Below are 25,138 nucleotides of genomic sequence, written 5' to 3' on the forward strand. Positions count from 1 at the left end.
TGACGTAGTGTCAACACACCATTGCATGGTCCAATATGGTGTCCAGTGTCACCGGCGTTCCGGATGACACCGAACTACCAAGGCTCACATCAGATCCCCTCTTATGCCGGAGCACAGGGGGCGAGATCCTCATCCTTCGCGGACCTGAACGTTGTCCGGCATGGGTTATAAACCCATCGGACTCGTTTCGGTCCAGCGAAACCGGGCCGGGTTGAACGGCCCGAGTTCGCGGTGCGTTCTTCGCATTAGTCCGAATGCCCGGGTTGTACTTAACCCCGTCGAACTACCACCGCCACGTCATGCGGTTTCATGCCGGGGGCGACGGTCGATGAGAACCGGGTGGCTGATCGCCGCTACGACCGGAAGACGTCTCCTCCGGAGAGGGCACATTCGAGTTCTGGACTCGACACTCCCGGTGTATGAAAAGAAGGCAGGACGGGGTGGAGCGGCGATCGGTCCGGCTACTCGTCGTCGAGGTACTCGATACCTTGTTTCGAGACGTTCGCCTTCGTGATATCGTCGAGGTCATTGAGCCAGAAGTCGTCGTCAGCCTCGTCGACCTCCGGCGCACTGGCTTTCCACGCCCACCCCTCGTACTCGTGGACTTTTTCCGTCCCTTTCTCCCGTAGTCTGATCGTCGTTCGCTCCGCCTCCTCTTCGGAGGGGCCCGGTTCGAGCGTTCGAGCCGCCTTGAGTGCGGCCTGTCGCGGCATGTTTCCGGAGAACTCGCTCGGTTCCGACCCGTCCTCCTCCCGGAGGGCGAAGTTTCGCTTACCGTCTTCACGTACCATGGTTTTACCTCCATGCCAAACCAGCACACAGTGTGTAATAAATATATCGGGGAAATGAAAACTGGACGGTACATGACTTATAAATGATGGCGCCAGAAACCGTGGATTCGGTAATCGGTAGCCCGGCAAAGCAGCGAGCTTGGGACGGATCGTGGAACCGGTTCGGGTACTGGCTAGCCCAGCGCGTGAGGGGAGTCAGGAACACCGTAAACAACACTTATATGTCTGCTGTCGCGAAGTGCGAGCCATACAACCGCGATGGTTCGTAAAAAGAAGCTCAGCCCGAGTGGCGCCAAAGACGAGGACGGGGAGTATCATAACGTCCACGTGAACCTCCATGAGGACGAACTCGCGGTGGCGGGGATGGAGATCGGCGACGAGGTGTTCGTCCGTGTTCGCGACGGGAAAATAATCATCCAGAAGGCGGATTCGAACCCCGAACAGCTCGAACACGACTTTTAGTCCGGTGGTCGACAGAGTACCCTCGACTCGACGACGAGAGTACCCGTTTCTTCCGGTGTAGTCGGCGGATTGATTGGGGTCCGTGACGAGATCCGAACGATGGGCGTATACGATCTCCTGAAGCCGGCACTGTTCGCGGTTCCGCCGGAAACGGCACACAACGCGGTCCACCACCTGTTACGCGGCGTACAGGGAACGCCTGTTTCGGCGGCAGCTCGGAAGCGATACGTCGTGAGCAACGAACGGCTGGAGACGACCGTGTTCGACACCGCGTTCCCGAACCCGATCGGCGTCGCTGCCGGGTTCGACAAGAACGCCGAAGTTCCGCGGGCGCTCGCCGCGCTCGGGTTCGGTCACGTCGAGGTCGGTGGCGTCACGGCCGAAAAGCAGCCGGGGAACCCGCGGCCACGCCTCTTCAGGCTTCGTGAGGACGAGGCGTTGATAAACCGAATGGGGTTCAACAACGAGGGAGCCGACCGCGTCGGGGATCGTCTCCGCCGGAGCCCCGCGGCTGACGTCCCCGTGGGGATCAACATCGGCAAGTCGAAATCGACGCCGCTAGCGGAAGCGGCGGACGACTACCGCTACACCTACGAACGCGTCGCGGAACACGGGGATTACTTCGTTGTCAACGTGTCGAGCCCGAACACGCCCGGGCTTCGAGAGCTACAGAACCGTGAGGCGCTCGAACGGATCCTCGGGAGCCTTGCCGACGCCGGAGCCGCCCCACTGTTGGTCAAGCTCTCCCCGGATCTACCGGAGGCAGCGATCGAGGAGGCGCTCGCCGTCGTCGATGAAGTCGGGCTCGATGGAGTGATCGCGACCAACACGACGACGTCGCGTCCCGAGGGACTTGCCAGCCCGAACCGCGCCGAGCGGGGTGGCCTCTCGGGGAAGCCGATCGAGGACAGTTCGACGGAGCTCGTCCGGTTCGTCGCCGAACGGACGGACGTTCCGGTCGTCGGCGTCGGTGGGATAGCCAACGCAGAGGGAGCCTACGAGAAGATCCGCGCAGGGGCGTCGGTTGTCCAGCTGTACACCGCACTCGTGTACGAGGGACCGGGCGTCGCCCGTGACATCAACCGCGGGCTTATCCGGCTGCTCGACCGCGACGGATTCGACACCGTCGAGGACGCCGTGGGCGCGGACCTGGAGTAAGCTCTCGGTCCAGTCCGGGCGAGTTTACTCGTCGTCGACGATGACCACGACGTCGTCGGCGTCGAGCAGTTCACCCGAACCCGCGTACTGGCGTGCCTCTTCGACCGCAAACTCGTCCGCTTCGAGGGTCACGTCCGCAACGTGGAGGCGGTCACCGTCGATCTCGTAGTCGTCGCTCGCGAGCGCGGCCTCGATGTCGCCGACGCGGTTCCCGTGTTTGGGACCAACGGTGGCGTAGTCGAGGTCGATCCCGGTGACGACGGTCTCGATTGGCGCGTCGGCGTCGGGATGGACTCGGAGGTTGTCGACGTGCATCACGCCAGTGATATCGGCCTCGAAGCCGCGGATGTCCGCGTACACTTCGACAGTGTCGAGCTCGGCGTTGAGTGGGAGCTGATTCTCGCTTTTATATCGACGGAGAGCGCCGACGACAGCCATCGCCGCGACACCCGCATCGTGGTCCGCGTCGGCGCCAACAGGTTCGGGCCAGTCGGCGAGATGGACGGACTCGCTCGCGGCGGGGTTGACAGTGATATCGTCCGGCGAGTCCGCCACGCGCTCTGCGTACATGTCCTGCCACAGCTCCTCAGTGACGTGTGCGAGCGTCGGGGCAAACGTCTTCAAGAACCGGCGATGGGCGGTCCGAAGCGTGTACGCCGCCGAGTCGTCCGCACGCTGTTTGGCGATCTCGAGGTAGTCGTCACAGAACGTGTTCCAGAAGAAGCCCCGCAGGTCGTCACGAGCCTTCGAGAACTCGCGGTTCGCCAGTCGGTCGGTCAGAGTGTCGAGCTCGCGGTCGAGCTCCGCGAGCAGCCATCGGTCGAGCTCGCGGAGGCCGTCGTCGGGCTCCGGCGGGAACGGCTCCGGCGCGAGCGACTCGACGAGCTTGGAGGCGTTCCAGAGCTTCCGGATGAGTTTCTCGCCCGCCCGGAGCCCCTTCTCCTGATACGGGAGGTCGTCGCCGATGGCCGACCCGGTGGCCCAGTAGCGGGCGGCGTCGACGGGATACTTTTCGAGGACCTCATCGGGCGCAACGATGTTCCCCTTCGATTTGGACATCTTCTCGCGGTTCTCGTCGAGCACCATCCCGTTGATCATCGTGGATTCGAACGGGACCTCGTCGGTGTGTTCGTAACACTTGATGACGGTGTGGAACAGCCAGAAGGAGATGATGTCGTGGCCCTGCGGACGGACGTCCATCGGGTATATCTCCGGGCGCTCCATCGTGAACTCCCCCGCCTCGTCGTTCCAGTCCCAGCCCGCGTTGATGAGCGGGGTGAGCGAGGATGTCGCCCACGTGTCCAGCACGTCGTCCTCGGGGACGAACGACTCGCCCCCACACTCGGGGCACACATCGACTGGTGGGTCGTCAGCGAGGGGGTCGACGGGGAGATCAGCCTTCTCGGCGACGACCTCGTGGTCACAGTCGGCACAGTACCAGACGGGGAAGGGGATCCCGGAGGAACGCTGCCGCGAGATGAGCCAGTCCCACTGGAGCCCTTCGACCCAGTGTTTGTACCGGGTGAACATCTTGTCAGGGAACCACTCCATATCGCGGCCAGCCTGAAGGTACTCCTCGCGTTTATCTAGGACCTCGATGTACCACTGCTCGGTGACGAGGAATTCGACCCCGGTACCGCACCGCTCGTGGACGTTGACGGTGTGGGAGATCTCCCATCGGTCCAACAGCGCGCCGGCGTCGTCGAGATCGGCGACGATCGCCTCGCGGGCCTCCGATGCGTGGAGTCCCTCGTACTCGTCCGCGACCGCAGTCATGTGCGCGGACTCGTCGATGGCGACACGGAGGTCCAGATCGTGTGCCTGGTACCACTCGATGTCGTTCTGGTCGCCGAAGGTACAACACATCACGATCCCGGACCCCGTCTCCATGTCGACGCGGTCGTCGGCGATGATCGGGACTTCATGGCCGAACAGGGGGATCTCGGCTGACTCGCCGACCAGAACCTGGTTGTCGTCGTCCTCTGGATGAACGAAGACAGCGACACAGGCGGGCAGGAGTTCGGGGCGGGTCGTCGAGATCGTGAACGTCCCGGGGATGTCACGGCCGGCGTCCGCGACGCCAAACTCGATGTCGTGGAAGTGTGAGTCCTGTTCGTCGTCTTCGGTTTCGACCTGTGAGATGGCGGTCTCACACTCGGGACACCAGATCGCTGGCGCTTCCTGACGGTACTCACGACCCTGCTCGTACAGGTCGATGAAGGAGAGTTGGGAGACACGCTGGACCTCGGGAGAGATCGTCTGATAGGTGTTGTTCCAGTCGATGGAGAGGCCGACCCCCTGCATCTTCTCGGTGAACTCGTCCTCGTACTGCTGGCACACCTCCCGAGTCTTTTCCTGGAACTCGTGGCGGTCGTAGTCCTGATGGCGGATGTCGAGCTCGCGCTCGGCGAGCCGTTCGGAGGCGATCCCGTTGTCGTCGTAGCCGAACGGGTAGAACACCTCGCTGTCGTACATCCGGTGGAACCGGGCGACGACGTCCTGCAGGATCGAGCCGTATACGTGGCCCCAGTGGAGGCTCCCCGAGACGGTCGGCGGGGGCGTGTCGATGGAGAAGGCGGTGTTCGGATCGACGGGCTCGTCGGGGTACGCGTACGTCTCCTCGTCGACCCATCGCCGCTGCCAGTGCGGCTCGGCGGTGTCGGGGTCGTACTCTCCGCTGGGCATTATCGGGTAGGGTTTTCTGCGGTTCCCCCTTAACGGCCTCGGTTGTGCGGGAACGGACCGCACGACGACACGGCACCGAGCACAGAGACGACCGAGCACAGGAACGGCAGAGCCCCGAGTCCGACGATCCCCCGGCCCGCTCGCGGTCGTCTCGGGAGCCGATCACTCCTTATAAGCGTTCCAAGGGAGGGCTGCGCGCCGGGAAGTCGTCACCGGCGGCCAAGGCACGTTTCCGACTGATCAGGGCGCGACGCCGACCGTCAGCAACGTCCCCCACGTCCGATATCGGTCGACCATCGCGTCGCGGCTCTCCCAGTCCTCAGTCGGGAACGACTCTGCGGGCGGGATCTCGATTTCGCGGTCGGGGATCGCGTCCTGTTCGGCGACGTACAGTCCAGCGTCACGGAACGCCTGACGGTACTCCGCGCGGTCCCACAGCGTCATGTCGACGGAGATGTTCTCCTGCCACTCGTGGGTGTGTTCGCTCTCGGCGAAGTAGTTCACCGCACAGTAAAACGTCCCCCCGGGCGCGAGCACGCGACGGACCTCTTCCAACGTGTGATTCGGGTCCGCGGCGTAGTAGAAGGCCTCCATCGAGAACACGTGGTCGATCGAGTCGTCGGCGAAGGGGAGCGCGTCGAAGTCGCCGACGACGTAGCCGATCGCGTCGTCGTCGGTGTAGCCCCGGGCGTTCCGAGCCATCTCCGGTGCGCCGTCGAGCCCGTACCCGCGGCCCACGTCGCGCTCGCGGAGCGCTCGAAGTGCGTAGCCGGAGCCGGTTCCCAGGTCGAGCACGGTGTCGCCCGCCTCGACTGGCATGCGCGCGAGGACGTGTTTCGCCGTGTGCCAGTGCCGGTCCTCCATACCGCGGTCCTTCCCCGACGTCGCCCACTCGTCGAACTCCGCTCTAACGCTCATACCGGGGAGACGAACGGTGGGGTCAAAACCGGATCGACCGCGAGGAGCCAAGGGCCAACGCGAACGTCACCGCATGAACCGAGTCACACAACGACCGTGACGACCCCGAACAGGATCAGGACCCCGAGCACGTCACAGACGTTCGTGACGACCGGGATCGTCGTGTCGTCGGGGTTGAGCCCGATCCGGTAGGAGGCTTCGACGGAAACGACGCTCGCGACGACGACGAGGACCGCGAGCAGCATCCCCGAAACGAGCGAGATGAGGAGCACGGAACCGAGCGCGAGCGCGCCACCGAGTGCGAGGCCGATCGCCCACGCCGCGACTCCGACGACCCCGAAAACGGTTCCAGCCAGCGCGAACACCGCGCCCACGTTGGCGCGAACCCCCGGATTCGAGAGGCTCGGCTCGTACGTCCCGAGGTACAGCTGTGTCGTGAGCCGCGAGCACATGATCGATGCGAGGTTGCCGGCGGTTCCGATCTGAACCGGGACCAACACGAGCAGTGCGGGGTACTGCAACAGCGTTTCCTCGAATCCCTCCAGCACGCTCCCGGACACGAGTTGAAGCACGGAAAGGGCCGCGAGGAGCGGGACCATCGTCCAAACGATTCGGCGGATCGCCCACTCGTCGACGCCGGGCGACTCCGTCGAGGCCGTCTCCGCTCGCGTGGGTTCGATCGGTTCCTCCGGGATGGGCCGGGTCACGTCCTCAAGGATGTCCTCGAGCGTGTCGCCGACCCCCACGGCGATCCGAGTGGTATCCGTCGTCGGCGGATCGCTTGCGGGGTCGGACTCGGAACGAGGGCGATCCGAGTCCGGGGGCTGATTCGGGTCGGTATCGCGGGGACGATCCGAGTCCGGATCGGACGGGGGGTTCGAGTCGGGGTCGCTCACACGATCACCCCGACGACGTAGATCCCGACGAGGAGAAAGAGGATACCGAACACGTCCCCGAGCGTCGTCACGACCGGACCGATCACGTTGTCAGGATTGAGTCCTCGACGGAACCCGAGGAAGATGACCGTGATGAGCACCGAGAGCATGAGCACCGCCGAGAGGAACCCGGCTATCACCATGATGCCGACGAGCTCGACGAGGTTCCCGCCACCCCCGAACAGGAACAGGGTGAAGTAGGTGATCACCGCGATGAACACGGAGACCGCCATCCCGTTGATGAACGAGGCGACGATGGCGTTCGTGAGGTGGCGGTCGAGCTCGAACCGGGGCTCGATCAACCCCTGGTGGAGCCCCGTCGAGAGACGAGCACCGAGCGAGCCGTAAACACCGCCACGTGTGGCGAGAAATGCTGGCAGAAGAAGGAGGATCCCGGGGACGCTCTCGATACCGTCACGCATGGACTCGGACCCGAGGATCGTTCCCGCGAACAGTCCCGCGATCAAGCTGACGAGGATGACGGGAAGCGCCTGCCGATACACCTCTCGTGCAGTTTCGTGTCCGGTCATTCGGCTGTCTCAACGGCCGGGTGTGTCAAAAGCCGTCCGGGAGGAGACGACCTCGTGACCCGAGATGTTCGTCGGGGAGCGCCCAGCCCCGCACCGTTAAGTCGATCCGGCGGTTGCCACGAGTATGGAGTACACGCTCGCGGTCGAGAACGGACCCAAAACGATCCCCGGCGGCACGGGACTCCTCCTCGTTCACCCGAGCATCGGCGAGACGGACCGGATCGACACCGACTTCTTGAAGACCGACACCGACGCGTTCCTCGTGGTTTCGACTCGAACGACCGCCCGCGAGGTCGAACAGAAGCTGGAGTACTACGACGTCGACGAGGGGAAAGCGACTATCCTCGATACGCTCTCCGTCGAACGCGGGTACTCCCGGCGGTCGAGCGACGACGTGTACTACGTCTCCGCGCCGGACGACGTGGAGGGAGTCGTCGATCGTGTCGGTCGGTTCCTGAAAGAAAACGACGGAAAACGCCGAGTGTCTGTAGATTCGCTTACTGAAATGGCATACTACGCCGACGACGACGCGGTGTACGAGGCGGCCGCCGAGATCCTCGATCTGTTGGACGAACACGACGCGGTCGGCATCTTCCACCTCTCCGAGGAGGTCCACGAGGTCGCGACCCTCGACCGGTTCCGCGACTTGTTCGACGGCGTCATCGATCTCGACGAGGACGGAAACGTGACCGTCGAGCTGCCCTCAGCGTAGCGTTCCGGGATCGGTCGGAACTGACAGTCGGATGTCTGGCCGCGACACGGTCGACCGCTACGTGTCGGTCAGCGATTCGAACGTCTTCTCCGCCCACGTCACCGCGTAGGGCGCTCCGCGATCGCGGTACGCGCTCGTGTCGAGCGCCGAGAAGGGGGCGGGGAGGTCGAGCCCGTGTCTGACCGCCGAGCACGCGTACTCGGTAGCGGCCGGAAACGCCGTCTCCCCGCGTGCAACCTCGCCCGCGAGTTCGGGGAGCCGCCCTTCGAGACGCTCGCCCGCGTCCATCCAAGCGTCGTACAGTCGGGGGAACTGCTCCTCCCAAGACGCGAACACCGGTCGCGTGTGGAGACCGATCCACGCGTCGAACAGCGCGGCCCCGACCTGATATACGTCGTTCGGGCCGAATCCCGTCCGTGTTTCGCCCGGTTCGGGGTCCGGCCGCCGAACCGCGGCGTCGAGTGCGGGATACTGCGGACCGAAGAACGGGAGGAACGTCTCCGGAACGCCGGGATCGGGCACCCCGTCGGACCGGGTGGATGAGGGGGCGGAAGATGAGATAGACGCCGGTGTCGGCTTGAGACCGATCTGGACGAGTCGGTCAGCGATGAGGAACGCAAGGAAGTCGTCAGGCGTCCCTTCGGCTCGCCGTTTCACCAGCATGGCGGGTGGGTCGGTCTGCGTGGTTCGAATAACGGTTCCACCTCCGGGCAGTCCGACAGTAAACGTTGGTCCCGCGTACGCGCGTAGACGATCAGGGACCGTTTCCGGGAGCCACTCCGCCGGAGCTGAGGCCGGTTCCAACCCGTCGACGAACAGCCCGAGGTCCTCTGCTACGGTGGGTGGGATCGTCTCGAAATCGGACGCGACATCGATCACCGGTGAGCCCGGGGCGTGGCGGTCACGGACCCGTTCCAAGTCGGTGTCTAGCTCGCGTACTGAGAACATTATGCGAGAGCGCCGAAGACGTACGAGAGGATGATGAGAATCGACAGGGCGGCCGACACGCCGACCGTTCCGAGAACGACCTTGGTTGCTTTGCTCATAAACGAGTCGTGGACACCGACCTGTTAAATTCATTCGGTCGTCGTCAAGGCAGTTCCCTCCGGTCCGAGTATGGATGAGACACGGCAGCTCGAGATCACCGCTCCTGCTCGCGGGGTCCGGATTTATACGTCTCGGTGAGATAACGGAGGTATGCGTATCCGCGACGCCCTCGAATCGGATGCGGCCGCGCTCGCGGACCTGACTGGCCGTCCCCACGACGTGGTCGTCGATCTCGTTCACGATCGGTCGGTTCGCGTCGCCGTACGCGGACCGGAAACCAGGGGGTCGAACGGTGAAAGTCGGGAAGAGCAGACGACAACAGCTGGGGACGAACACAGTGGCTCCGACAGCGACGCCGACAGCGGCGACCACAGCGACGCCGACAGCGGCGACATCGTTGTGGGATTTCTCGCGTTCGATGCGGGTTCGGAGGTCGTCAACGTCACCGACTTCGGGGGAACGGAAGAGGCGGTTCGCCGCCTGTTCGAGGAGCCCCGTCGGTTCGCTGAGAGGGAACGAATGGACGTCGACGTCGTGGTTCCGAACGACGACGAGGATCGGATCCGGATCGTCGAGGCCGCCGGGTTCGAAGCCTATGGAGCCGGACCGCGGTTCGACGGTGGTGACACCACCCGGTTTCGGCTGGATATCGGGGAGTGACTCGATAGTGGGGGAGAGACAACGTGGGTCGTGACGAGTGAGAAGCGGGGTGGGTTTACGGGAACCGAGTCAGTCGAACCGCTGTTGGACGATCTCAAGCGCTCGTTCGCGGTCGTCCCAGTCGACGAACACGGCGACGGAGGTCGCGCTGGTGATCAGGTCGATGATGTTGATCCCGGAGTCCGCGAGCGGGCTGATGATATCCTGAATGACGCCGGACTGGTTCGGGAGCTCGCCGCCAGTCACCCGTATCACCGCGATCGGGTCCGCGACGGTGACCGACGAGAGCGCCTCGTCGGCGACGACGCCCTCGTGGAGGAGGGCCTCGGCGCGTTCGGCGATGTCGACATCAACGTAGAACGTGACGGAGTCCATCCCGGACGCGACCGCGTCGATGTTGATCCCCTCGTCTCGAAGTGGGTCGGCAAGTTCGGAGAGGATCCCGGGTCGGTTCCGGATCGCACGCCCCGCGACGGTGAGACAGGCGAGCGGCGTCTCGCGCATATCGATGAGGCTCTCGAACTGCCCTTCGATCCGTGTACCGCCTCGTAACAGGTCTCCGTGCTGGTAATGAACCACCCGAACCGCGAGGTTCTCGTTTTTATACGAGAGCGCCGAGGGAGCGACGACCTCCGCCCCGCGGAACGACAGGTTTCGGAGTTCGTCGACCGTGATCCGTCCGACGTTCCGTGCCCCCTCGACGACACGGGGGTCACCCGTCATCACGCCTTCGACGTCCGTGACGATAACTACCTCGTCGGCGTTCATGTAGTTGCCGAGCATGACGGCGGTCGTGTCCGACCCGCCCCGACCCAGCGTCGTGACGTTACCGTCGTGGTCCTCCGCGAGAAACCCCGTAATGATCGGAACGACGCCATCGAGTCTGTCGGCGAGGATCCCGGCCCGTCGACGAGTTTCCTCGACGTCGACCTCGCCGAGCTCGTTGGTGATGACCGGCCAGTCCGGGTGGCCGGGTTCGAGAAACACCGCGTCGATGTCGCGAACAGCGAGTGCGGCTTTCAACATGCGGACGCTCGTCCGTTCTCCCATCGAGACGATCTCCGCACGGTCCTCGTCGTTCGTCTCGAAGGTGATGTCTTCGAGTAGATCGTCCGTAGTGGATCCCATCGCGCTAGCGACGACGGCGATCTCGTGACCCGCGTCGACCGCGTTGGCGACCGATTCGGCTGCCCGCTCGATCCGGTCGCCGCTACCGAGACTCGTCCCACCGAACTTCGCGACTACGCGCATATCGCCTCCGATACGGGTCGGTCGGGAGCCGATGCGAACTGACCCTGAGTCGATACGGACTGACCACGAGTCGATATTGATCGGCCACGAGTCGATATTGATCGGCCACGATCCGTTATGATGCGGGTAAGAGACGTACGAGCTGAGCTGAGAGAGGCCCGAGACTCGGTGGGCGAAGTCGTCCAGTGAACACTGAGCATGGGGTTCCGTAGTTGAGGGTGGCGGATAACTGTGTCCACTTCGACAATGGTCGCCGTCCACATCACCGCCCAAACATCAGGGAGTGATACGGGAAGTAGTACAGAAAGTGGTAGGACGAATCCGAGTCAAGATGTAGACGAGGCCTTCGTTTTATTCGTCCGAAACGCCCCACGCATCCGGCATCTCGATAACGTATCTCCCGTCTTCTTGAAGCGAGATGATGTACTCCTGACGGTCGTACAGTTCCATGAGGTTGAGCTCGTACTGTCCCGGACTGACGATCCTGATGCTCTCGAACTGTTCGTTGAGTTCGTGGCGGAGTTCGTCGACATCGGGACGGGGTGCAGTTTCGTTGTCTACCTCGGAGGGGTCGGGACCCGCAACGTCTTGGCTCGCCCGATCGAGCTCGTCGGGCGTCACTACATCCGATCGTGCGCTTGCCTGTGCGGTGTCCTCGGTTCCGTCGTCCCGAAGCTGCTCCGCGTCCGTTGCGGTGTTGCTGGTATCCGAGTCGCCCGATTTTCTCTTCGGCTCGTTCGAGTCCCGATCAGTAGAGGAAGGGGAGGACGCGGTGACCGGAGAACTTCCATCACGGTCGCTAGTCGTCGGCGGTTCACGAGCCGGCTCCGACTCGGTGTCGTCACGGTCGGGTTGATCCGGGGTGGGTTCACTCGTGGTGGGTTGATTCGGGACGGGTTCGTTCGTGGTGGGTTGATTCGGGACGGGTTCGTTCGTGGTGGGTTCGTTCTCTTTCACCGATCCTGGCTCAGACCCTTCAGTCTCGGCCGTTTTCTCGCTTTTCGCTTTATTACGAGGCCGGAACTGGAACTTGTTTCCGCCACAGTCCGGACATCCGGAAAGCATCTCCTTGGAGCCGTCAGGGAACGTTCGACCGCACTCGATACACTGGTGTGGCATTTGTGTGTTACTTCCGGGAGACGAGCGTGCTGATGAGATTTTCGTCCTTGTGGAGGGTTTCGATCCGGTTAGCAGGACCGATAACCGTGAGCTTCTGTGTGGACTCCCGCCCCATCAGCTTGTCCAGGAAACTCTGACTGTTCGCATCGGGCTTCGGGTAGGTCTCGATCTCGATCCCGGTGAAGTCGTCGGGACTGATCTCGGTCATCGTGACCTCGATGAGCTTCGATTCCTCGTCGGGCGAGAGGCCCTCCTCAAGGATGACGATGTTGCCGTCGCGGACGCCATCGAGGATGAGCCGGATCTTCTCCATGCTCGTGAGCCCCTCCATCCGGGCCCCGCTTATCATGTCGATACGGACGCCGTTATCCACGGGATCGCCGTTCTCGTCGACGTCTGGGGTCGCACCCGGCATTATCCGAAGTACTCCGCGATCTTCGTGTACACTTCGTCCATGTTCTCGCCTTCGAGCGCCGACAGCGGTATCGTCTCGTGTTGCGGGAAGGCGTTCGCGATCTGCTGGACGTCCGATTCCGGGAGATCCGTCTTGTTCGCGAGGATAAGCGCCGGGAGGTCCTGTGACTCGATGATCCCGATGAGCATGGTGTTCACCTGTGTGAACGGGTCCGTCGTCGAGTCGAGCACGTAGATGACGCCATCGACGTCCTCTCGGAGCCAGTGCATCGCCTCAGCGACCCCTTCGGTCGCCTCGCGGGAGCGGCGAACGGCGTCCTCCTTCTCCATGTCGTGATCGAGGAACTCCTTGTAGTCGACTTTCGTGGTGACACCCGGCGTGTCCACGATGTCGATCGTTACTTTCCGGCCGTTCCGCTCGATCTCGACGTTCTCCTTGCGGCGAGCCCGCCTCGTTTCGTGTGGAATGTGGCTCTCGGGCCCGACGGCGTCGCCGGTCCAGTCGCGTGCGATACGGTTCGCGAGGGTCGTCTTTCCGGCGTTCGGCGGTCCATAGATCCCGATCCGTTTCGGTTCGGAGTCCGTGAACAGGCCGTCGGTGACCCGTGATATGCTATCTCTGAGGTTCGTTAACAGTCCCATCCTGACCTCCACTAGTGTGGTGTGTTCCCAGACGCCTCGTACGTCATCGTACGATCTTAGGCGTATGCGGGTATATCGGGGAGTCCACACCGCTCTCACTTAAGAACTGCGTCAGACAGGGTTTCTGGTGGATGACATCCTCACGGGTCGATGACATCCTCACGGGTCGATGACATCCTCACAAGATATCACTTCGAAAGGTCAGTCCGGAAGATCGGTCAGGAGCCGAGGAACAGTGCGCGTCTAGCTCGGTCCCCTCCCCCACCCCTTCGTTTCGGGTGGAGAGCAGCGGAGGCGGGGCGGAGAGCTGTCGTTCTTTGACCGAAGTGTCACCTACGGATAAGTAGAACAGATAATATCAAACAGCAAGAGTAGAATTAATATTTTAGGGTTTGTCGAGGGTACTGTTTGTTCTTTTCTATAATAAAACTACTGCTATACAATAACCGGTTTGACCCCTCCCCTACCTACGCGCGTTCCACACGAAACGAAGGGGTGGGGGGGTGACGAGGTCAACCGCTCGCTACAACCGGTTACGAACGAGATAAGATCCCGATACCCAGTCACGTCTACGATAACCTCTCGGTACCCGACATCCCGCCACCACCGTTTCACTTCCACTCTCCTCTCGGTACCTGGCACGTAGCAGTTAGACAGCGACGGTACCGGTCGAAACGGGATCAATAGCTGACACCTTCGTATCGCGTCCGTAGAGGAACACTTTAGTAGCACCTCTTCATCTGGTTCGACTGCATCAAGTGGACTTTCCCACACGCCCAAAACAGTCATCGGTCGGTATTAACGACTGCTCAACGGGTTCTTCGTGCTACTGTGTGGGATATTCCACCCGAAACAAGGGGGTATGACATGGACGAGGGTGAACACACAGCCGAGACGACCGGAACCGATGACAGTAGCGATGACAGCAGCGATGATGTCGTGAACGAGCAACAGGAGTCGGAACCCGGCGGAACCACATCCGATGATCCCTCTCGTTCATCCAACGAGCCGGCTGACGATCACGTGGTCGCTAACGATCCAGCACCTTCCGACGATGGAGAATCTTCGGAGTCTCTTCCCACGAACACCTCTTCGTCTTCCATCGATCATTCTGAGCTTCAACGTGAGCATTCCAGCGCTGATGGCCGCTCTCTTGATGAGGTATCCCCCAGCGATACTGAGAATATCACCACCAATACTACTAACACCAACACCACCAACACCGCCAACACCGCCAACACCGCCAACACCACCAACACCACCAACACCACCAACACCGCCGACACTACCAGCGGTAACGACACTAACCTCGGGAGTAGCGGTCGCGACCGTTCCTCCCCCGATGTCGACCTCGACGGGGTCGTCCTCGACGACGACAACCAGGGTCTGTTCGATGACCTCCTTTCCGGCGAACCGATCTTCGAGAACAAGGAGGTCCTCCGTCCGTCGTACACGCCCCACGAGCTCCCCCATCGTAACGACCAGATCAACCGGATGGCGACGATCCTCGTCTCCGCGCTCCGCGGGGAGACCCCGTCGAACATCCTTATATACGGAAAAACTGGAACGGGAAAAACGGCCTCCGCGAAGTTCGTCTCACAGGAGCTCGAATCGACGTCACAGAAGTATGACGTCCCCTGCGAAGTCGAGTACATTAATTGTGAGGTAACCGACACCCAATACCGCGTCCTCGCGCAGCTCGCCAACACGTTCATCGAAAAGAACCAGGCGGTTATCGAGGAACGGATCGAGCGCTATGAGCGACTACGATCGAGCGCGAGCGAGGACCCGAGTGCGCTCGAACAGACCGAGTTCTCGTCGACTGAGGCCATCGAAGAACGTATCGAACGCCTGCAGGAGGACGCCGACGAGATGGAAGAAGTCCCTATGACGGGGTGGCCGACGGACCGCGTGTACACCACGTTCTTCGACGCCGTGGACTATCACGAACGCGTCGTCGTGATCATGCTTGACGAGATCGACAAGCTCGTCGAAAAGAGCGGTGATGACACCCTGTATAACCTCTCTCGGATGAACTCGGAGCTGGACAACTCCAGGATATCCATCATGGGGATCTCGAACGACCTGAAGTTCACTGACTTCCTCGATCCACGGGTCAAATCCAGCCTCGGCGAGGAGGAGATAGTCTTCCCCCCGTACGACGCGAACCAGCTCCGTGATATCCTCCAACACCGCGCGGACATCGCGTTCAAACCCGACGCGCTCACCGACGACGTGATCCCATTGTGTGCGGCCTTCGCAGCACAGGAGCACGGAGACGCCCGGCGTGCGCTCGACCTCCTCCGGACGGCCGGCGAGCTCGCCGAGCGCTCGCAGGCGGAGATCGTCGCCGAGAAACACGTCAGACAGGCCCAAGACAAGATCGAACTCGACCGCGTCGTGGAGGTCGTCCGAACGCTTCCCACACAGAGCAAGATAGTTCTATTTGCAGTTATATTACTCGAAAAAAACGGCGTCCACAATATCAACACCGGCGAGGTGTTCAACATCTATAAGCGGCTCTGTGAGGAGATCGACGCGGACGTACTCACACAGCGACGTGTCACCGATCTCATCAGTGAGCTCGATATGCTTGGGATCGTCAACGCGGTCGTCGTCTCGAAGGGGCGATACGGTCGGACGAAGGAGATGGGGTTGTCAGTTCCCGTCGAGGAGACCGAGGCGGTCCTGCTCTCCGATTCCCGGCTCGGCGATATCGAGAACGCACAACCGTTCGTCCAGGCTCGCTTCGATAACTGACTCCCCGGTCGTATCGACGTTGGTCGACTCGATCCCGATCGTATCGAGGCATCTCCCGCTTCGTCGCTACCAGCGCTCACAGCCGTCACGTTTGAACTCGCCACGTTCGAGTTCGTTATCCCACACACTTCGGCACTAACTTACACAACCCCTTGGTTTCAGGTGGAACTCACGTTCGTACGGAGATCGGAGCGTGGTCTACGAGGAGCGAACCGGACGAAGTGAGCTCGATCGACGAAGTGAGCTCGATCGGGGTGGTGGTCAGGAGATCACCGATCTCTACCTGTCCGGTCGTGATCAATCGCACGTATCCGAGGTACGGGACGCGAAGCCGGGCGACGCCAGTTATCCACTCCTCCGCAACGGGTTCTGCTAACCCGTTTGCTTGGTCATACTCGCTGTTGTTGTCGCCGAGGGTGACGTATCCGTCCCGTGGTGCCGGGCAGTGTCGGAGCTCCTCACAGCTGTTCGCGCTGTGGTACTCGGGATCGGCTCGTTCGTACCAGTTTTCCCCCTCCTCGACGTGGAACATCGCCCGATGGATTATCGGCGACGCCTGTCTCCCGGGCGGTTGGAAAATAACCACCGACCCGTAGTCGTCGAAACTCCGGTAGTCGGCCTCCTGTCCGATCTCGTGTGTAACGACGCCGGCGTCGTTGTCCGCCGCGTCGGGTGCGAACCGCCCGGGCTCCGTGACGAACACGAGGTCACCCACGTCCATGTTCGGCTCCATGCTGCCGGATTCGACGGCGACCATCGGCGGCCACACCCCGCTGAGCCCGAACAGAAGCAGGCCGATCAGGAGAACGACCGCGACGCTGGAGAGCATTTCCCGGATCCACATAAGCGGCCCGTCCATGTCGTGACGGAACCGGTACAGGAACCCTCGATCATCGTGCGGATCGTCGGATCCCACCCTTTCGGGTCCAGTATCTACATCGGTGGGTGCTCCAGCCGACACCCCGTTCACTTCGGTCGTCCCGTCGTCCTCGTTCGTGTCGACCGGCTCGTCCTCGTTCGCGTCGACCGGCTCGTCCTCATTCGCGTCAACCGGCTCGTCCTCGTTCGCGACAACCGGCTCGGTTCGGTCAGTCGATCTGCCCTGATCTGTCGATTCGCTCCGGTCCGCGGTCCCGTTCTCGGTCACGGATCCGCCGCCGGTCTCGCCGTCGCTCACGTCGTCAGAGGGTGATTCGTCCGCCTCGGCCGGCGTGTTCGGGTCCGATGCCGACCGATCCTCGGGGTCCATCGTGGCGGAGTTAGCGGCTTCCAGTGATAAGTCTCCGGGTCCATGATCGTGGTGAAAAACGTCCGCGAGACGGGTCGCGCGCTCGAATCAGCAGTCGTCGGATCAGCAGTCGTCGGATCAGCAGTCGTCGGATCAGTCGTCGTCGACGATCACTTCGACGGGGCCGTCGTCGGCTTCCGCGTCCGCCGCCCCGTCGCCGCCGCTTGCCGCCCCGGAACTCTTCTGTTGGTAGTACAGCCCTCCGGCGACCGCGAGAACGACCCACGAGCGCCAGTTCGCGAGGTTCAGGGTGTAGCCGATCCCGAACGGCTTCTCGACTAACATTCCCTTCCCCGGCTGCCAGTACGACGAGAGCAGTCGGCCGAGGCTCGGTCGTTCGAAGTTGTACGGGATCCCGAGTATCTCTCCCGATGACGGTTTCTCGTCCATACGTGTCCGGTCGCGCGCCGGGGATATAAATCGTGGCGACGCTTGCCGCCCGTTCAGCGATACCGGCCGCGGTCCCTGATCTCCCCGAGCCTGTCGAGAACCGCGTCCTCCCCGACCGATCCGTACCCCTCCTCGAACGCCTCGATAAGCGGCTGGGGATCCGTTGCGGTCGCGTTCACCGACCCTTCGAAGACGTGGAGGTCCATCGCGTGGTCCTCCACGTGGCCCGAGTGGTACCCGAGCCCGAAGTCGATCAGCACTGGATCCGGTCCCGTGCGGCCCCCGGTTCGACCGACCCGGACGTTTCGAGTCGTCGGATCGCCGTGGACGATCCCCGCGCGGTGTAACCGCGCCAGGTACGTCCCCACCGCACGTGTCACCTGGCGGGGGTCTTTCCCGTCGATGTTCACGCCGCAGTCTCCCGATTTTCTATCACCCGACCCGCCGCCATCACTCGACCTGGTGATGTCGACCGCGAGGTCGCGGTCGCCGACGTACTGGAGCGTTATCGTCGCGTCCGGCACGTCGACGTCGTGGACGAGTGGGGTCGGGACGCCGGCCCGTCTCGCTTCGCTCGTCAGTCGAGCCTCGGAAACGGTTCGGTCGCGGCGGAGCGACCGGTCCAACGCCGGATGACGGTAGCGTTTCGGCACGCGCCGCTTTCGGACGCGAGATCCCCGCTCATCCGGGTCGCCGACGTCTCTTCCGAACCGCTCGTCCGGCCCGCCGACATCTCCTCTTGAGCCCTCGTCTGGTCCGCCGACTTCGTCCGAGACCGCCCCGGCGATAACGTCGACCGTCGCTTCTGCGCCACGACCGTCGCTCGGTGCGCCGTGAACGACGGACGACGTATCGTCCCGCCAAGTGACCGGCACGTCGTCGGGACGGAAGTTCGGGTCGATAGACGACTCGGCGATCCGTAACGTGTCGCCGGCCGCCGCCATCTTCGCACCCAGGATCGCGATCATCCCGGCGTTGTCGCGGAGGTACGGCGGATCAGGGGCGTAGAACGACGCACCTCGGGAGTCACACATCGTTTCGAGCATCTCACGCAGGCGATCGTTCTGTCCGACCCCCCCGCCGAGAACCAGTTCGTCGGCCCCCGTCAACGACAACGCGCGCTCCGACACTTCGACGAGGGTTCCGAACACGTGTTCCTGCAGCGAGAAACAGATCTCTTCGATGGGCTCGCCGTCGTCGTACGCGTCGTTGGCGGCCGAGCTGATCCCCGAAAACGAGAAGTCCATGCCTTTGACGACGTACGGGAGGTCGAGCAGGTCGCCGCCGTCGGTTCCCGCGGTCGCCTCGGCCGCGGCCGATTCGACTTTCGGGCCGCCTGGGTGGCTCCATCCCACGTGTCGGGTGAACTTATCGATCGCGTTCCCGACGCCGGCGTCCATCGTCTCACCGAGAACGCGGTAACGTCCGTCGTGATAACCCAGCAGGTGTGCGTTCGCCCCCGAGGCGTTCAGGCAGACGGGGTTCTCGAACCCGGACTGGTGGCGACCCACCTCGAGGTGGGCGACCATGTGGTTCACCCCGACCAGCGGGACGTCGAGCGTCCCGGCCAACGCGCGCGCCGCGGTTCCGACCACCCGGAGACACGGACCGAGGCCCGGCCCGCGCGAGAACGCGACCGCGTCGACCCCGTGCTCCGATCCTTCCACGTCGGCCCCCGAAAGCACCGTATCGACGACCTCGGGGATCGCATCGGCCATGTGTTCGGCGGCCTCCCGCGGGTGAATGCCGCCGCTCTCCGGTTCGTATGGGTTCGATTCGATACGGGTAGTGTCGGTCCCGGTATCGTGGAGCGCGGCGCTCGCACACCACGCTGTTCCTTCGATACCGAGAACGCGCATCCGACGCGCTTAGGCCTCTTCCGCGCCGTCGTCCGCGCCGATCTTGTTCCGTTCCAGCATGTAGTCCTGTTCGACGTCAAGCGCGTGAGCCGCCGACTCGTACACCTTCGCGTAGCCGACCGTCTTTCGCATGCCGAACTTCGTGTTCAGCTCGTGGACGACGACCTCCTCGGAGCCCTTATCGAGCTTGGCCGCGAGCGAATCGCGAACCGAGAGGCGGGAGGGAGTCGCCTCCTCGTGGGTCGTCTCGAATCGGATGTCCGTCCGGTGCAACATTGGGTTCTCCTCCTCGGAGATGATATCGACGTCCATGGTTCAGTTACGTGTACTACCCCCCGAACGCTGTAAAAGGATTTCGAAGCGTTCAGCGCTCGCCCGCCGACACGGATGCCGCCGTCCTGTACAGGGTTTAGGTCACTCGAACCCGAAAGAACGAACGTAACAATGAACGACCAGATGGACAGCGAGGACGACCCCTTCGTCGAACCGAGTGATCGCTCGCGGTACGAGCTGATGCGGGCGAAACACCTCATGGTCCCCCTTTCCGCCGCACGGAAGGCTCGCTGGTGCGGCTACCTCTTGTTCGTCGCTGCGTTGGCCGCGCCGATCGTGTTCACGCTCCCCGAACCGATCGTTGAGGCCCAGTTCACCGGTGATCCGATCCGGACCCCGCTCGGTGCCGCCGCAGTCGCGTCCTTCGGTGTCCTCTGTCTCGCGCTCGCCGGGATCGGGTTGGGGCTGCTCGCTCGAATGAAAACGGGAGACCCTCCCGAGTCACGCGTTTGGACCCTGATAGGCCTCGAGGACGCCCTCACGGGGATCGGCTTTATTACCGGATTCTTGGGTGTCGTCACCGGAGTCGGCATCCTCGCGATCGGTCACACCGGCGTCGAACGGACCGCGTGGTTCGCGGACATCGGCGTCGACCCATATCTCACGTTCGGTTCGGTTCCGGTCACGCCGCTCGCGACGAGCGCGCTCGCGCTCGTCGCGGCCGTGGTCGTCGTCGGGCTCTCGCTTTCGGCGGAGTGAGCGGCGTCGAGCCCCCCGACCCATACTCGTTAGACTGGAGGCTAAGGCAGCTACACCCCGTACGGGGTAACGATGTTACACTACAACTCCGAGGTCGGTCGGATCGGAGATCGACCGTCCAGATCGTGTCGTCGTGGCGCTGACACGTCTCCAATCTGGTCGACCGCAGGGAACGAACACGAGATCGTCCGTCAGTTCAAACGACTATGCCATCCGGGCTGAAACGCGACCTCGGGCTGGCGGAGACGACCGCCATCGCGGTCGGCGCGATGGTCGGGTCCGGGATCTTCATCCTCCCGGGTATCGCGTATGTGTATGCCGGCTCCGCGGCGGTGCTCGCGTTCCTGATCGCCGCGGTGCTCGTCCTCCCAGCGGCGTTGTCGGCGGCGGAGATGGCCACGGCGATGCCCGAAGACGGGGGCCCATACCTCTTCGTCGAGCGGGGGATGGGCCCGCTCCTCGGCACGATCGCGGGTGTCGGCACGTGGATCATGCTGTCGCTGAAGAGCGCGCTCGCGCTCGTCGGGGGCGTCCCGTATCTGGTGTACGTCGAACCGTCACTCGCCGAGCTGATCACGTTCCTCGCGGTCGGGCTCGCGCTGTTCTTCACCGTGGTCAACCTGGTGAGTGCCGAGGGATCCGGCAAGCTGCAGTTCGGGATCGTCGCCGCGCTGTTCGCCGCGCTCGCGTGGCTCATCGTCGCCGGAGTTCCCGATATCCAGCCGGCAGCGACTGAGGGTGCGTTCGACCCGGGAACCGAGGGGATCCTCGCGGCGACGGCGGTCGTGTTCATCTCCTACGCCGGCGTGACGAAGGTCCCGGCGGTCGCTGAAGAAGTGAAAAACCCCGGCCGCAACCTCCCGCTCGCGATGGTCGGCGCGCTCGCCATCGTCGCCGCGCTGTACGCGGCGGTGGTGTACATCACGGTCGGTGTCCTCGACATCCCGGCCGCGATCGAAGCCGGTCAGCTCCAGTCCGACGGCGAGGGTGCGGTCATCGCGCTCGTCGCCGACGAGGTGCTCGGTCAGGTGGGTGTCGTCGCCATCGTGATCGCGGCGATCATGGCGCTCGCCTCTACCGCGAACGCCGGTATCCTCGCGGCTTCCCGGTTCCCGCTCGCGATGGCGCGGGACGGGGTGTTCCCGTCGTCGCTGGAGGAGGTGAGCGAACGGTTCGGCACTCCGGCGAACGCGGTCGCGCTCACCGGGCTCGTGTTGATGGTTCTCGTCGCGGTGTTCCCGATCCAGGCGGTCGCCTCCTTCGGGAGTGCGTTCCAGATCTTGGTGTTCATCCTGTTGAACGTCGCCCTCGTCGGGTTCCGGGAGGGAGCGGTCGACGACTACCGGCCGGCGTTCCGTGCGCCGTTGTACCCCTGGCTCCAGCTGTTCGGGATCGTCGGGGGCGGCTACGTCCTCTTCCAGCTCGGGCTCGTCCCGGCGCTCGGCGCGCTCGGGATCGCGGCGCTCGCCGCAGTCTGGTATTTCGTCTACGCGCGGAGCCGGATCGACCGCGAAGGCGCGGCCCGCGATGCCGTCAGGCGAAGCGTGGCGGATCGGGCGGTCGAGCGTACCCGCGAGCTGTTCGACCGGGGGGAACCGGCCGACGTGCTCGTCGCGTTGACCGAGGGAACGAGCGACGCCGCTGCCCGCGACATGACCCGGATCGGTCTCGATGTCTCGCGACTCCGCGGCGGGACCGTCGATCTGGTTCGGTTCGAGTCACACCCGCACCGGGTGTTCACAGCTCACACCGATCGGGTCGAGCCCGCGGAGTCGCCGTTCCACCAATGGTCCGATGACGACGGGGAGGCCCCGTCGTGGTTCACCGACCGGCCCCGGGCTGACGGTGCGGTCGAAGTCGACGAGTCCGACGATCCGCGGTCGACGGACCTCGCCACGGAGTCGGACGTCGCCGATGTCGAGCTCCCGCTCGAACCCCTCCGCCCCGACGACCCGGACCGGGGGCGGCTCCGTCGCCACGTCGTCCACACCGAGGACGCTCCCGAGTCGGTCGCGGAGTACGCCGCCCACGAGAGTCACGACCTCGTCCTTCTCGAACGTCGATCGGAAGAGCTTCACCGCCGACTCGTCGGCGGGGAGACCACGCGAGTCCTCCGCGAGGTCCCGTGTGGCGCGGCCGTCATCGAGGACCGCGATTTCGACGGGGCCGACGAGATCGCGGTCGTCACTCAGCGCGGCGCGTACGACCCGCTCAAACTGCTGGTCGCGGACGCCCTCGCCGAGGAGACGGGTGCGAGCCTGACGCTTCTCCAGCCGATCCCGTCGGACGCGCCCGACACCCGCCGACAGGCGGTCGAGGACTACCACCGCGAGCTCGTCCGGATCTGTACGGTTCCGGTCGACTCGCGCGTGCTCGAAACCGACGACCCGATCGACGGCCTCGTCCGGTTCGCGGAGCCCGCCGACCTGCTCGTCACCTCGGTCGAGAGCCGCGGCCTCCTCGGCGACCTGTTCGGACGTCCGGGCGACGAACTCGTCGATCGCGTCGACTGTACCGCGGTGATGGTTCAGCCGGCGGACGAGCAGCGCGCCGGACTGGTCCAACGGCTCGTGTTGAACCGGCTGTTCGGGACGTAGCACCCGTCGAAAATCGCCGCCACAGTCGTTCTCCCCTTACGCTCACTCACTCGCGGTTCGCCGTTCGCGGTTCTTCGCGCCCGCCGGCCACGGCGCGTAACGCTCAGTCACGCGTGACGCTCAGTCGTCGCCGATCCGGAGCCGCTCGAACGCCTGCTCCACGTCGCCGTCGAGCCGCTCGAACAGCGCACGCGCTTCCGCGCGGGACTCGGGCGTCACCGCGACGTGCACCATCCCCTCGCCGGGTTGCCCGTAGACGACGGTCCCGCCGACCGGGGTCGCGACGATCGCGGGCAAGGCAGCCAGGTCCTCCTCGCCGTCGACCTCGATCACGACGGGGTCGGGGTCGACCAGCGCCGCGGACAACGCCTCCAACAGCCCCTCGCTGAGCGTTGCAGCCGGGTTTTCGACCGTTATACGGCGCTCCTCGGCCCCATCGAGCGCGTTCGCGATCTCGGTCCGAACCGCCTCGCGTTCGGTTTTCCCGTCGACGAGCGCGACATCCGGAACCCGTCCCGCCTCCCGGAGGTGATAGGTGACGACATCGCCGACCGCCACGATCGGAGCGTCGGGGGTACCGTACGTCCCGCGGGTCTCGGCCGCAGCCGCCAACAGCGTATCCGGATCGGTCGTCACCGGACCCATCGGTTGCTTGAACGCGTCCCGCAGGCTATCTGGAAGGGTCAACACGGGTGGCCCCGATCACCGGACCTTCAGCGCGTACGAGCCCGCCTTCGAGACGTTCATCTCTTCGGCGATCTGGCTCTCCTCCGGCTTCGTGATGATGACGTACCCGGCCCAGTCCTCGGTCAGTGAGGAGGAGCCACAGCTCTCACACGTCTGCGCGTCCGGGTCGTTCACGTAGTGACACTCCCGGCACGCGAGCCGATCCTCCGCCATCAGTCGTCCTCCGCGGCCGCGCCGGACTCCGCGCGTCGCCGCCGGTCGCTTTCGAGCCAGTCGTGTTTGCCGAGCCCGGGCTGTTTCGCGGTGAGACCGATCTTCGAGTCACGCGGGTTGCGCTCGTCGACGCTCTTGGTGACTACGCGGACCCGAACCGCGTCGTCGACGCCGAGCGTCTTGTCCGAATCCGAGGACGCGAGCTGCTGGTTCGCCCCGTCGAACGTGAGGTACTCGTCGGTGATCTGTGAGACGTGAAGCAGGCCGTCGACCGGGCCAATCCCGACGAACGCGCCGAACTCGACCGTCTCGACGACCGTCCCGTCGATCACTTCCTGCATGTCCGGATCGAACGTGAGCGCGTCGAACTCCGCCTCGTAGTAGACGCCGGGACGGTTGTGTAACACCGCCCCCTCGCCGATGTCGTGGACCTCGATAACGCTCACGACGCTCCCGACCTCCTCGTCCATCCGTCCTTCCAGTTTGTCCTGTAGCAGGGCTTTCACCCGTTCGTCGGTGACGTCCGCCAGGTGCTTCGGCGGGACCTCGACCGTATCCTTGAGTCGAACTCGTTTGTACATGTGCGTGTGGTGTGGTTGTGATCGCGTGTGTCCGTCGTTCCGTTCGTCGCGCCGCCCGCGTCCCCGTCTCCGGGGTGATCCGTCGTTCCGTGCCGCCCGCCTCTTCGGTCGCGCGTTCCCGGCCGGGGACGCCCTCCCGGTCCGTGTCCGCTATGGTTCCGTTATCGCCAGTGTGTTCCGCCCCCTTAAACAGATTACTGGTGTGTCCGCGTCCAGCACCCGTTCGGTGAGGGGTCGGTCGTTCGTCACGACGAAGTCGACGCGCCCCGTCACCGCGAGCGCGACGAGGGCGTCGTCCGCGTAGGTGTCGTCGTCGGCCGCGTAGGTGTCGTCGTCGGCCGCGTCCGTGTCTTCCACGTCCGCGTCGTCGACGCCGAGCGTCCGCGCCCGCCCCGCTAAGTCCGCCC

25 protein-coding genes and 1 pseudogene are annotated in these 25,138 nt (G+C 63.8%); 7 read left to right on the forward strand and 19 right to left on the reverse strand.

Annotated features, from left to right (window positions below):
* Positions 1-461 precede the first annotated feature (461 nt).
* The gene (locus tag ACFQEU_RS02070) at positions 462-791 is read right to left on the reverse strand and encodes a non-histone chromosomal MC1 family protein (RefSeq protein WP_379778731.1); all 330 of its coding nucleotides are present in this window, start codon (positions 789-791) and stop codon (positions 462-464) included.
* A gap of 258 nt (positions 792-1,049) precedes the next feature.
* Here ACFQEU_RS02070 and ACFQEU_RS02075 point away from each other — a divergent pair, with 258 nt between their 5' ends.
* Together ACFQEU_RS02075 and ACFQEU_RS02080 are read left to right on the forward strand one after the other, a co-directional pair.
* Positions 1,050-1,253 (forward strand): hypothetical protein, encoded by a 204-nt coding sequence (locus tag ACFQEU_RS02075; protein WP_379778734.1) that lies wholly within the window; start codon positions 1,050-1,052, stop codon positions 1,251-1,253.
* Positions 1,254-1,352: 99 nt separating this feature from the next.
* Positions 1,353-2,411 (forward strand): quinone-dependent dihydroorotate dehydrogenase, encoded by a 1,059-nt coding sequence (locus tag ACFQEU_RS02080; protein ID WP_379778737.1) that lies wholly within the window; start codon positions 1,353-1,355, stop codon positions 2,409-2,411.
* Positions 2,412-2,435: 24 nt separating this feature from the next.
* Here the strand turns inward: ACFQEU_RS02080 and ACFQEU_RS02085 are convergent, their stop codons facing one another.
* The 4 genes from ACFQEU_RS02085 to ACFQEU_RS02100 form a co-directional block, all read right to left on the reverse strand.
* On the reverse strand, positions 2,436-5,096 hold the full coding sequence (locus tag ACFQEU_RS02085) for a valine--tRNA ligase (protein WP_379778740.1): 2,661 nt from the start codon (positions 5,094-5,096) through the stop codon (positions 2,436-2,438).
* A gap of 240 nt (positions 5,097-5,336) precedes the next feature.
* On the reverse strand, positions 5,337-6,014 hold the full coding sequence (locus ACFQEU_RS02090; protein WP_379778743.1) for a class I SAM-dependent methyltransferase: 678 nt from the start codon (positions 6,012-6,014) through the stop codon (positions 5,337-5,339).
* Between the two features lie 83 nt (positions 6,015-6,097).
* Positions 6,098-6,613 carry a magnesium transporter gene (locus ACFQEU_RS02095; protein WP_379778799.1) on the reverse strand — a complete coding sequence of 172 codons (516 nt, stop codon included), beginning with the start codon at positions 6,611-6,613 and terminating at the stop codon, positions 6,098-6,100.
* A 293-nt stretch (positions 6,614-6,906) separates the two neighbouring features.
* Complete coding sequence (locus ACFQEU_RS02100) at positions 6,907-7,479, reverse strand: magnesium transporter (protein ID WP_379778746.1); 573 nt, start codon at positions 7,477-7,479, stop codon at positions 6,907-6,909.
* A gap of 124 nt (positions 7,480-7,603) precedes the next feature.
* Here ACFQEU_RS02100 and ACFQEU_RS02105 point away from each other — a divergent pair, with 124 nt between their 5' ends.
* A complete protein-coding gene (locus ACFQEU_RS02105) occupies positions 7,604-8,191 on the forward strand; it encodes a DUF7090 family protein (protein ID WP_379778749.1) in 588 nt (195 codons plus the stop codon).
* Positions 8,192-8,248: 57 nt separating this feature from the next.
* Here ACFQEU_RS02105 and ACFQEU_RS02110 read toward each other — a convergent pair whose 3' ends face one another.
* Entirely contained in the window at positions 8,249-9,139 is an 891-nt protein-coding gene (locus ACFQEU_RS02110) for a DUF7089 family protein (RefSeq protein WP_379778752.1), read from the reverse strand.
* Positions 9,139-9,237 carry a hypothetical protein gene (locus ACFQEU_RS18230; protein ID WP_464384290.1) on the reverse strand — a complete coding sequence of 33 codons (99 nt, stop codon included), beginning with the start codon at positions 9,235-9,237 and terminating at the stop codon, positions 9,139-9,141. The genes ACFQEU_RS02110 and ACFQEU_RS18230 overlap by 1 nt, the downstream gene beginning before the upstream one ends.
* Positions 9,238-9,388: 151 nt before the next feature.
* Here ACFQEU_RS18230 and ACFQEU_RS02115 point away from each other — a divergent pair, with 151 nt between their 5' ends.
* The gene (locus ACFQEU_RS02115; RefSeq protein ID WP_379778755.1) at positions 9,389-9,898 is read left to right on the forward strand and encodes a hypothetical protein; all 510 of its coding nucleotides are present in this window, start codon (positions 9,389-9,391) and stop codon (positions 9,896-9,898) included.
* 69 nt (positions 9,899-9,967) lie between these two features.
* Here the strand turns inward: ACFQEU_RS02115 and ACFQEU_RS02120 are convergent, their stop codons facing one another.
* The 4 genes from ACFQEU_RS02120 to ACFQEU_RS02135 all read right to left on the reverse strand — a co-directional run bounded on the left by ACFQEU_RS02120 (position 9,968) and on the right by ACFQEU_RS02135 (position 13,324).
* Positions 9,968-11,149, reverse strand: a complete 1,182-nt coding sequence (locus ACFQEU_RS02120) for an aspartate kinase (protein WP_379778757.1) — start codon at positions 11,147-11,149, stop codon at positions 9,968-9,970.
* A 351-nt stretch (positions 11,150-11,500) separates the two neighbouring features.
* Entirely contained in the window at positions 11,501-12,268 is a 768-nt protein-coding gene (locus tag ACFQEU_RS02125; RefSeq protein WP_379778760.1) for an OapC/ArvC family zinc-ribbon domain-containing protein, read from the reverse strand.
* A 7-nt stretch (positions 12,269-12,275) separates the two neighbouring features.
* Positions 12,276-12,683 (reverse strand): DUF2073 domain-containing protein, encoded by a 408-nt coding sequence (locus ACFQEU_RS02130; protein WP_379778763.1) that lies wholly within the window; start codon positions 12,681-12,683, stop codon positions 12,276-12,278.
* Positions 12,683-13,324: an Era-like GTP-binding protein gene (locus ACFQEU_RS02135; RefSeq protein ID WP_379778766.1), complete on the reverse strand. Its 642-nt coding sequence runs from the start codon at positions 13,322-13,324 to the stop codon at positions 12,683-12,685. The genes ACFQEU_RS02130 and ACFQEU_RS02135 overlap by 1 nt, the downstream gene beginning before the upstream one ends.
* An 867-nt stretch (positions 13,325-14,191) precedes the next feature.
* Between ACFQEU_RS02135 and ACFQEU_RS02140 the strand changes: the two genes are divergently transcribed.
* Positions 14,192-16,084, forward strand: coding sequence for a Cdc6/Cdc18 family protein (locus ACFQEU_RS02140; RefSeq protein ID WP_379778769.1), 1,893 nt, complete (start codon positions 14,192-14,194; stop codon positions 16,082-16,084).
* 169 nt (positions 16,085-16,253) lie between these two features.
* Here ACFQEU_RS02140 and ACFQEU_RS02145 read toward each other — a convergent pair whose 3' ends face one another.
* The 4 genes from ACFQEU_RS02145 to ACFQEU_RS02160 all read right to left on the reverse strand — a co-directional run bounded on the left by ACFQEU_RS02145 (position 16,254) and on the right by ACFQEU_RS02160 (position 19,933).
* Complete coding sequence (locus ACFQEU_RS02145) at positions 16,254-17,333, reverse strand: S26 family signal peptidase (protein WP_379778772.1); 1,080 nt, start codon at positions 17,331-17,333, stop codon at positions 16,254-16,256.
* Positions 17,334-17,465: 132 nt separating this feature from the next.
* Positions 17,466-17,762 (reverse strand): DUF5808 domain-containing protein, encoded by a 297-nt coding sequence (locus ACFQEU_RS02150; RefSeq protein ID WP_379778775.1) that lies wholly within the window; start codon positions 17,760-17,762, stop codon positions 17,466-17,468.
* A gap of 53 nt (positions 17,763-17,815) precedes the next feature.
* Positions 17,816-19,621 carry a bifunctional N(6)-L-threonylcarbamoyladenine synthase/serine/threonine protein kinase gene (locus ACFQEU_RS02155; protein WP_379778777.1) on the reverse strand — a complete coding sequence of 602 codons (1,806 nt, stop codon included), beginning with the start codon at positions 19,619-19,621 and terminating at the stop codon, positions 17,816-17,818.
* A 9-nt stretch (positions 19,622-19,630) separates the two neighbouring features.
* Positions 19,631-19,933 (reverse strand): 30S ribosomal protein S24e, encoded by a 303-nt coding sequence (locus tag ACFQEU_RS02160; RefSeq protein ID WP_379778780.1) that lies wholly within the window; start codon positions 19,931-19,933, stop codon positions 19,631-19,633.
* A 132-nt stretch (positions 19,934-20,065) separates the two neighbouring features.
* On the opposite strand from ACFQEU_RS02160, the gene ACFQEU_RS02165 reads away from it, so the two are divergent.
* Both ACFQEU_RS02165 and ACFQEU_RS02170 read left to right on the forward strand, forming a co-directional pair.
* Entirely contained in the window at positions 20,066-20,653 is a 588-nt protein-coding gene (locus ACFQEU_RS02165) for a hypothetical protein (RefSeq protein ID WP_379778783.1), read from the forward strand.
* Positions 20,654-20,859: 206 nt separating this feature from the next.
* The gene (locus ACFQEU_RS02170) at positions 20,860-23,250 is read left to right on the forward strand and encodes an amino acid permease (RefSeq protein ID WP_379778786.1); all 2,391 of its coding nucleotides are present in this window, start codon (positions 20,860-20,862) and stop codon (positions 23,248-23,250) included.
* Between the two features lie 120 nt (positions 23,251-23,370).
* Here ACFQEU_RS02170 and ACFQEU_RS02175 read toward each other — a convergent pair whose 3' ends face one another.
* From ACFQEU_RS02175 to ACFQEU_RS02190, 4 genes and pseudogenes are all read right to left on the reverse strand, one after another.
* A complete protein-coding gene (locus tag ACFQEU_RS02175) occupies positions 23,371-23,940 on the reverse strand; it encodes a GTP-dependent dephospho-CoA kinase family protein (protein WP_379778789.1) in 570 nt (189 codons plus the stop codon).
* A gap of 12 nt (positions 23,941-23,952) precedes the next feature.
* Positions 23,953-24,150: a transcription elongation factor subunit Spt4 gene (gene spt4 / locus ACFQEU_RS02180; RefSeq protein WP_379778792.1), complete on the reverse strand. Its 198-nt coding sequence runs from the start codon at positions 24,148-24,150 to the stop codon at positions 23,953-23,955.
* Complete coding sequence (locus ACFQEU_RS02185) at positions 24,150-24,731, reverse strand: DNA-directed RNA polymerase (protein WP_379778795.1); 582 nt, start codon at positions 24,729-24,731, stop codon at positions 24,150-24,152. Before ACFQEU_RS02185 ends, spt4 begins: the two co-directional genes overlap by 1 nt.
* Before the next feature lie 150 nt (positions 24,732-24,881).
* Positions 24,882-25,138, reverse strand: a pseudogene (locus ACFQEU_RS02190) (twitching motility protein PilT); the annotation flags it as partial.

Origin of the sequence: Halorubrum tibetense, assembly GCF_042661865.1 — an archaeon.
GTDB lineage: Archaea > Halobacteriota > Halobacteria > Halobacteriales > Haloferacaceae > Halorubrum > Halorubrum tibetense.

Bases quoted from the DNA above. Each gene is read 5' to 3' on its own strand.
- ACFQEU_RS02070 (WP_379778731.1), bottom strand. From the start codon at position 791: ATGGTACGTGAAGACGGTAAGCGAAACTTCGCCCTCCGGGAGGAGGAC.
- ACFQEU_RS02075 (WP_379778734.1), top strand. From the start codon at position 1,050: ATGGTTCGTAAAAAGAAGCTCAGCCCGAGTGGCGCCAAAGACGAGGAC.
- ACFQEU_RS02080 (WP_379778737.1), top strand. From the start codon at position 1,353: ATGGGCGTATACGATCTCCTGAAGCCGGCACTGTTCGCGGTTCCGCCG.
- ACFQEU_RS02085 (WP_379778740.1), bottom strand. From the start codon at position 5,096: ATGCCCAGCGGAGAGTACGACCCCGACACCGCCGAGCCGCACTGGCAG.
- ACFQEU_RS02090 (WP_379778743.1), bottom strand. From the start codon at position 6,014: ATGAGCGTTAGAGCGGAGTTCGACGAGTGGGCGACGTCGGGGAAGGAC.
- ACFQEU_RS02095 (WP_379778799.1), bottom strand. From the start codon at position 6,613: ATGGTCCCGCTCCTCGCGGCCCTTTCCGTGCTTCAACTCGTGTCCGGG.
- ACFQEU_RS02100 (WP_379778746.1), bottom strand. From the start codon at position 7,479: ATGACCGGACACGAAACTGCACGAGAGGTGTATCGGCAGGCGCTTCCC.
- ACFQEU_RS02105 (WP_379778749.1), top strand. From the start codon at position 7,604: ATGGAGTACACGCTCGCGGTCGAGAACGGACCCAAAACGATCCCCGGC.
- ACFQEU_RS02110 (WP_379778752.1), bottom strand. From the start codon at position 9,139: ATGTTCTCAGTACGCGAGCTAGACACCGACTTGGAACGGGTCCGTGAC.
- ACFQEU_RS18230 (WP_464384290.1), bottom strand. From the start codon at position 9,237: ATGAGCAAAGCAACCAAGGTCGTTCTCGGAACGGTCGGCGTGTCGGCC.
- ACFQEU_RS02115 (WP_379778755.1), top strand. From the start codon at position 9,389: ATGCGTATCCGCGACGCCCTCGAATCGGATGCGGCCGCGCTCGCGGAC.
- ACFQEU_RS02120 (WP_379778757.1), bottom strand. From the start codon at position 11,149: ATGCGCGTAGTCGCGAAGTTCGGTGGGACGAGTCTCGGTAGCGGCGAC.
- ACFQEU_RS02125 (WP_379778760.1), bottom strand. From the start codon at position 12,268: ATGCCACACCAGTGTATCGAGTGCGGTCGAACGTTCCCTGACGGCTCC.
- ACFQEU_RS02130 (WP_379778763.1), bottom strand. From the start codon at position 12,683: ATGCCGGGTGCGACCCCAGACGTCGACGAGAACGGCGATCCCGTGGAT.
- ACFQEU_RS02135 (WP_379778766.1), bottom strand. From the start codon at position 13,324: ATGGGACTGTTAACGAACCTCAGAGATAGCATATCACGGGTCACCGAC.
- ACFQEU_RS02140 (WP_379778769.1), top strand. From the start codon at position 14,192: ATGGACGAGGGTGAACACACAGCCGAGACGACCGGAACCGATGACAGT.
- ACFQEU_RS02145 (WP_379778772.1), bottom strand. From the start codon at position 17,333: ATGGACCCCGAGGATCGGTCGGCATCGGACCCGAACACGCCGGCCGAG.
- ACFQEU_RS02150 (WP_379778775.1), bottom strand. From the start codon at position 17,762: ATGGACGAGAAACCGTCATCGGGAGAGATACTCGGGATCCCGTACAAC.
- ACFQEU_RS02155 (WP_379778777.1), bottom strand. From the start codon at position 19,621: ATGCGCGTTCTCGGTATCGAAGGAACAGCGTGGTGTGCGAGCGCCGCG.
- ACFQEU_RS02160 (WP_379778780.1), bottom strand. From the start codon at position 19,933: ATGGACGTCGATATCATCTCCGAGGAGGAGAACCCAATGTTGCACCGG.
- ACFQEU_RS02165 (WP_379778783.1), top strand. From the start codon at position 20,066: ATGAACGACCAGATGGACAGCGAGGACGACCCCTTCGTCGAACCGAGT.
- ACFQEU_RS02170 (WP_379778786.1), top strand. From the start codon at position 20,860: ATGCCATCCGGGCTGAAACGCGACCTCGGGCTGGCGGAGACGACCGCC.
- spt4 (WP_379778792.1), bottom strand. From the start codon at position 24,150: ATGGCGGAGGATCGGCTCGCGTGCCGGGAGTGTCACTACGTGAACGAC.
- ACFQEU_RS02185 (WP_379778795.1), bottom strand. From the start codon at position 24,731: ATGTACAAACGAGTTCGACTCAAGGATACGGTCGAGGTCCCGCCGAAG.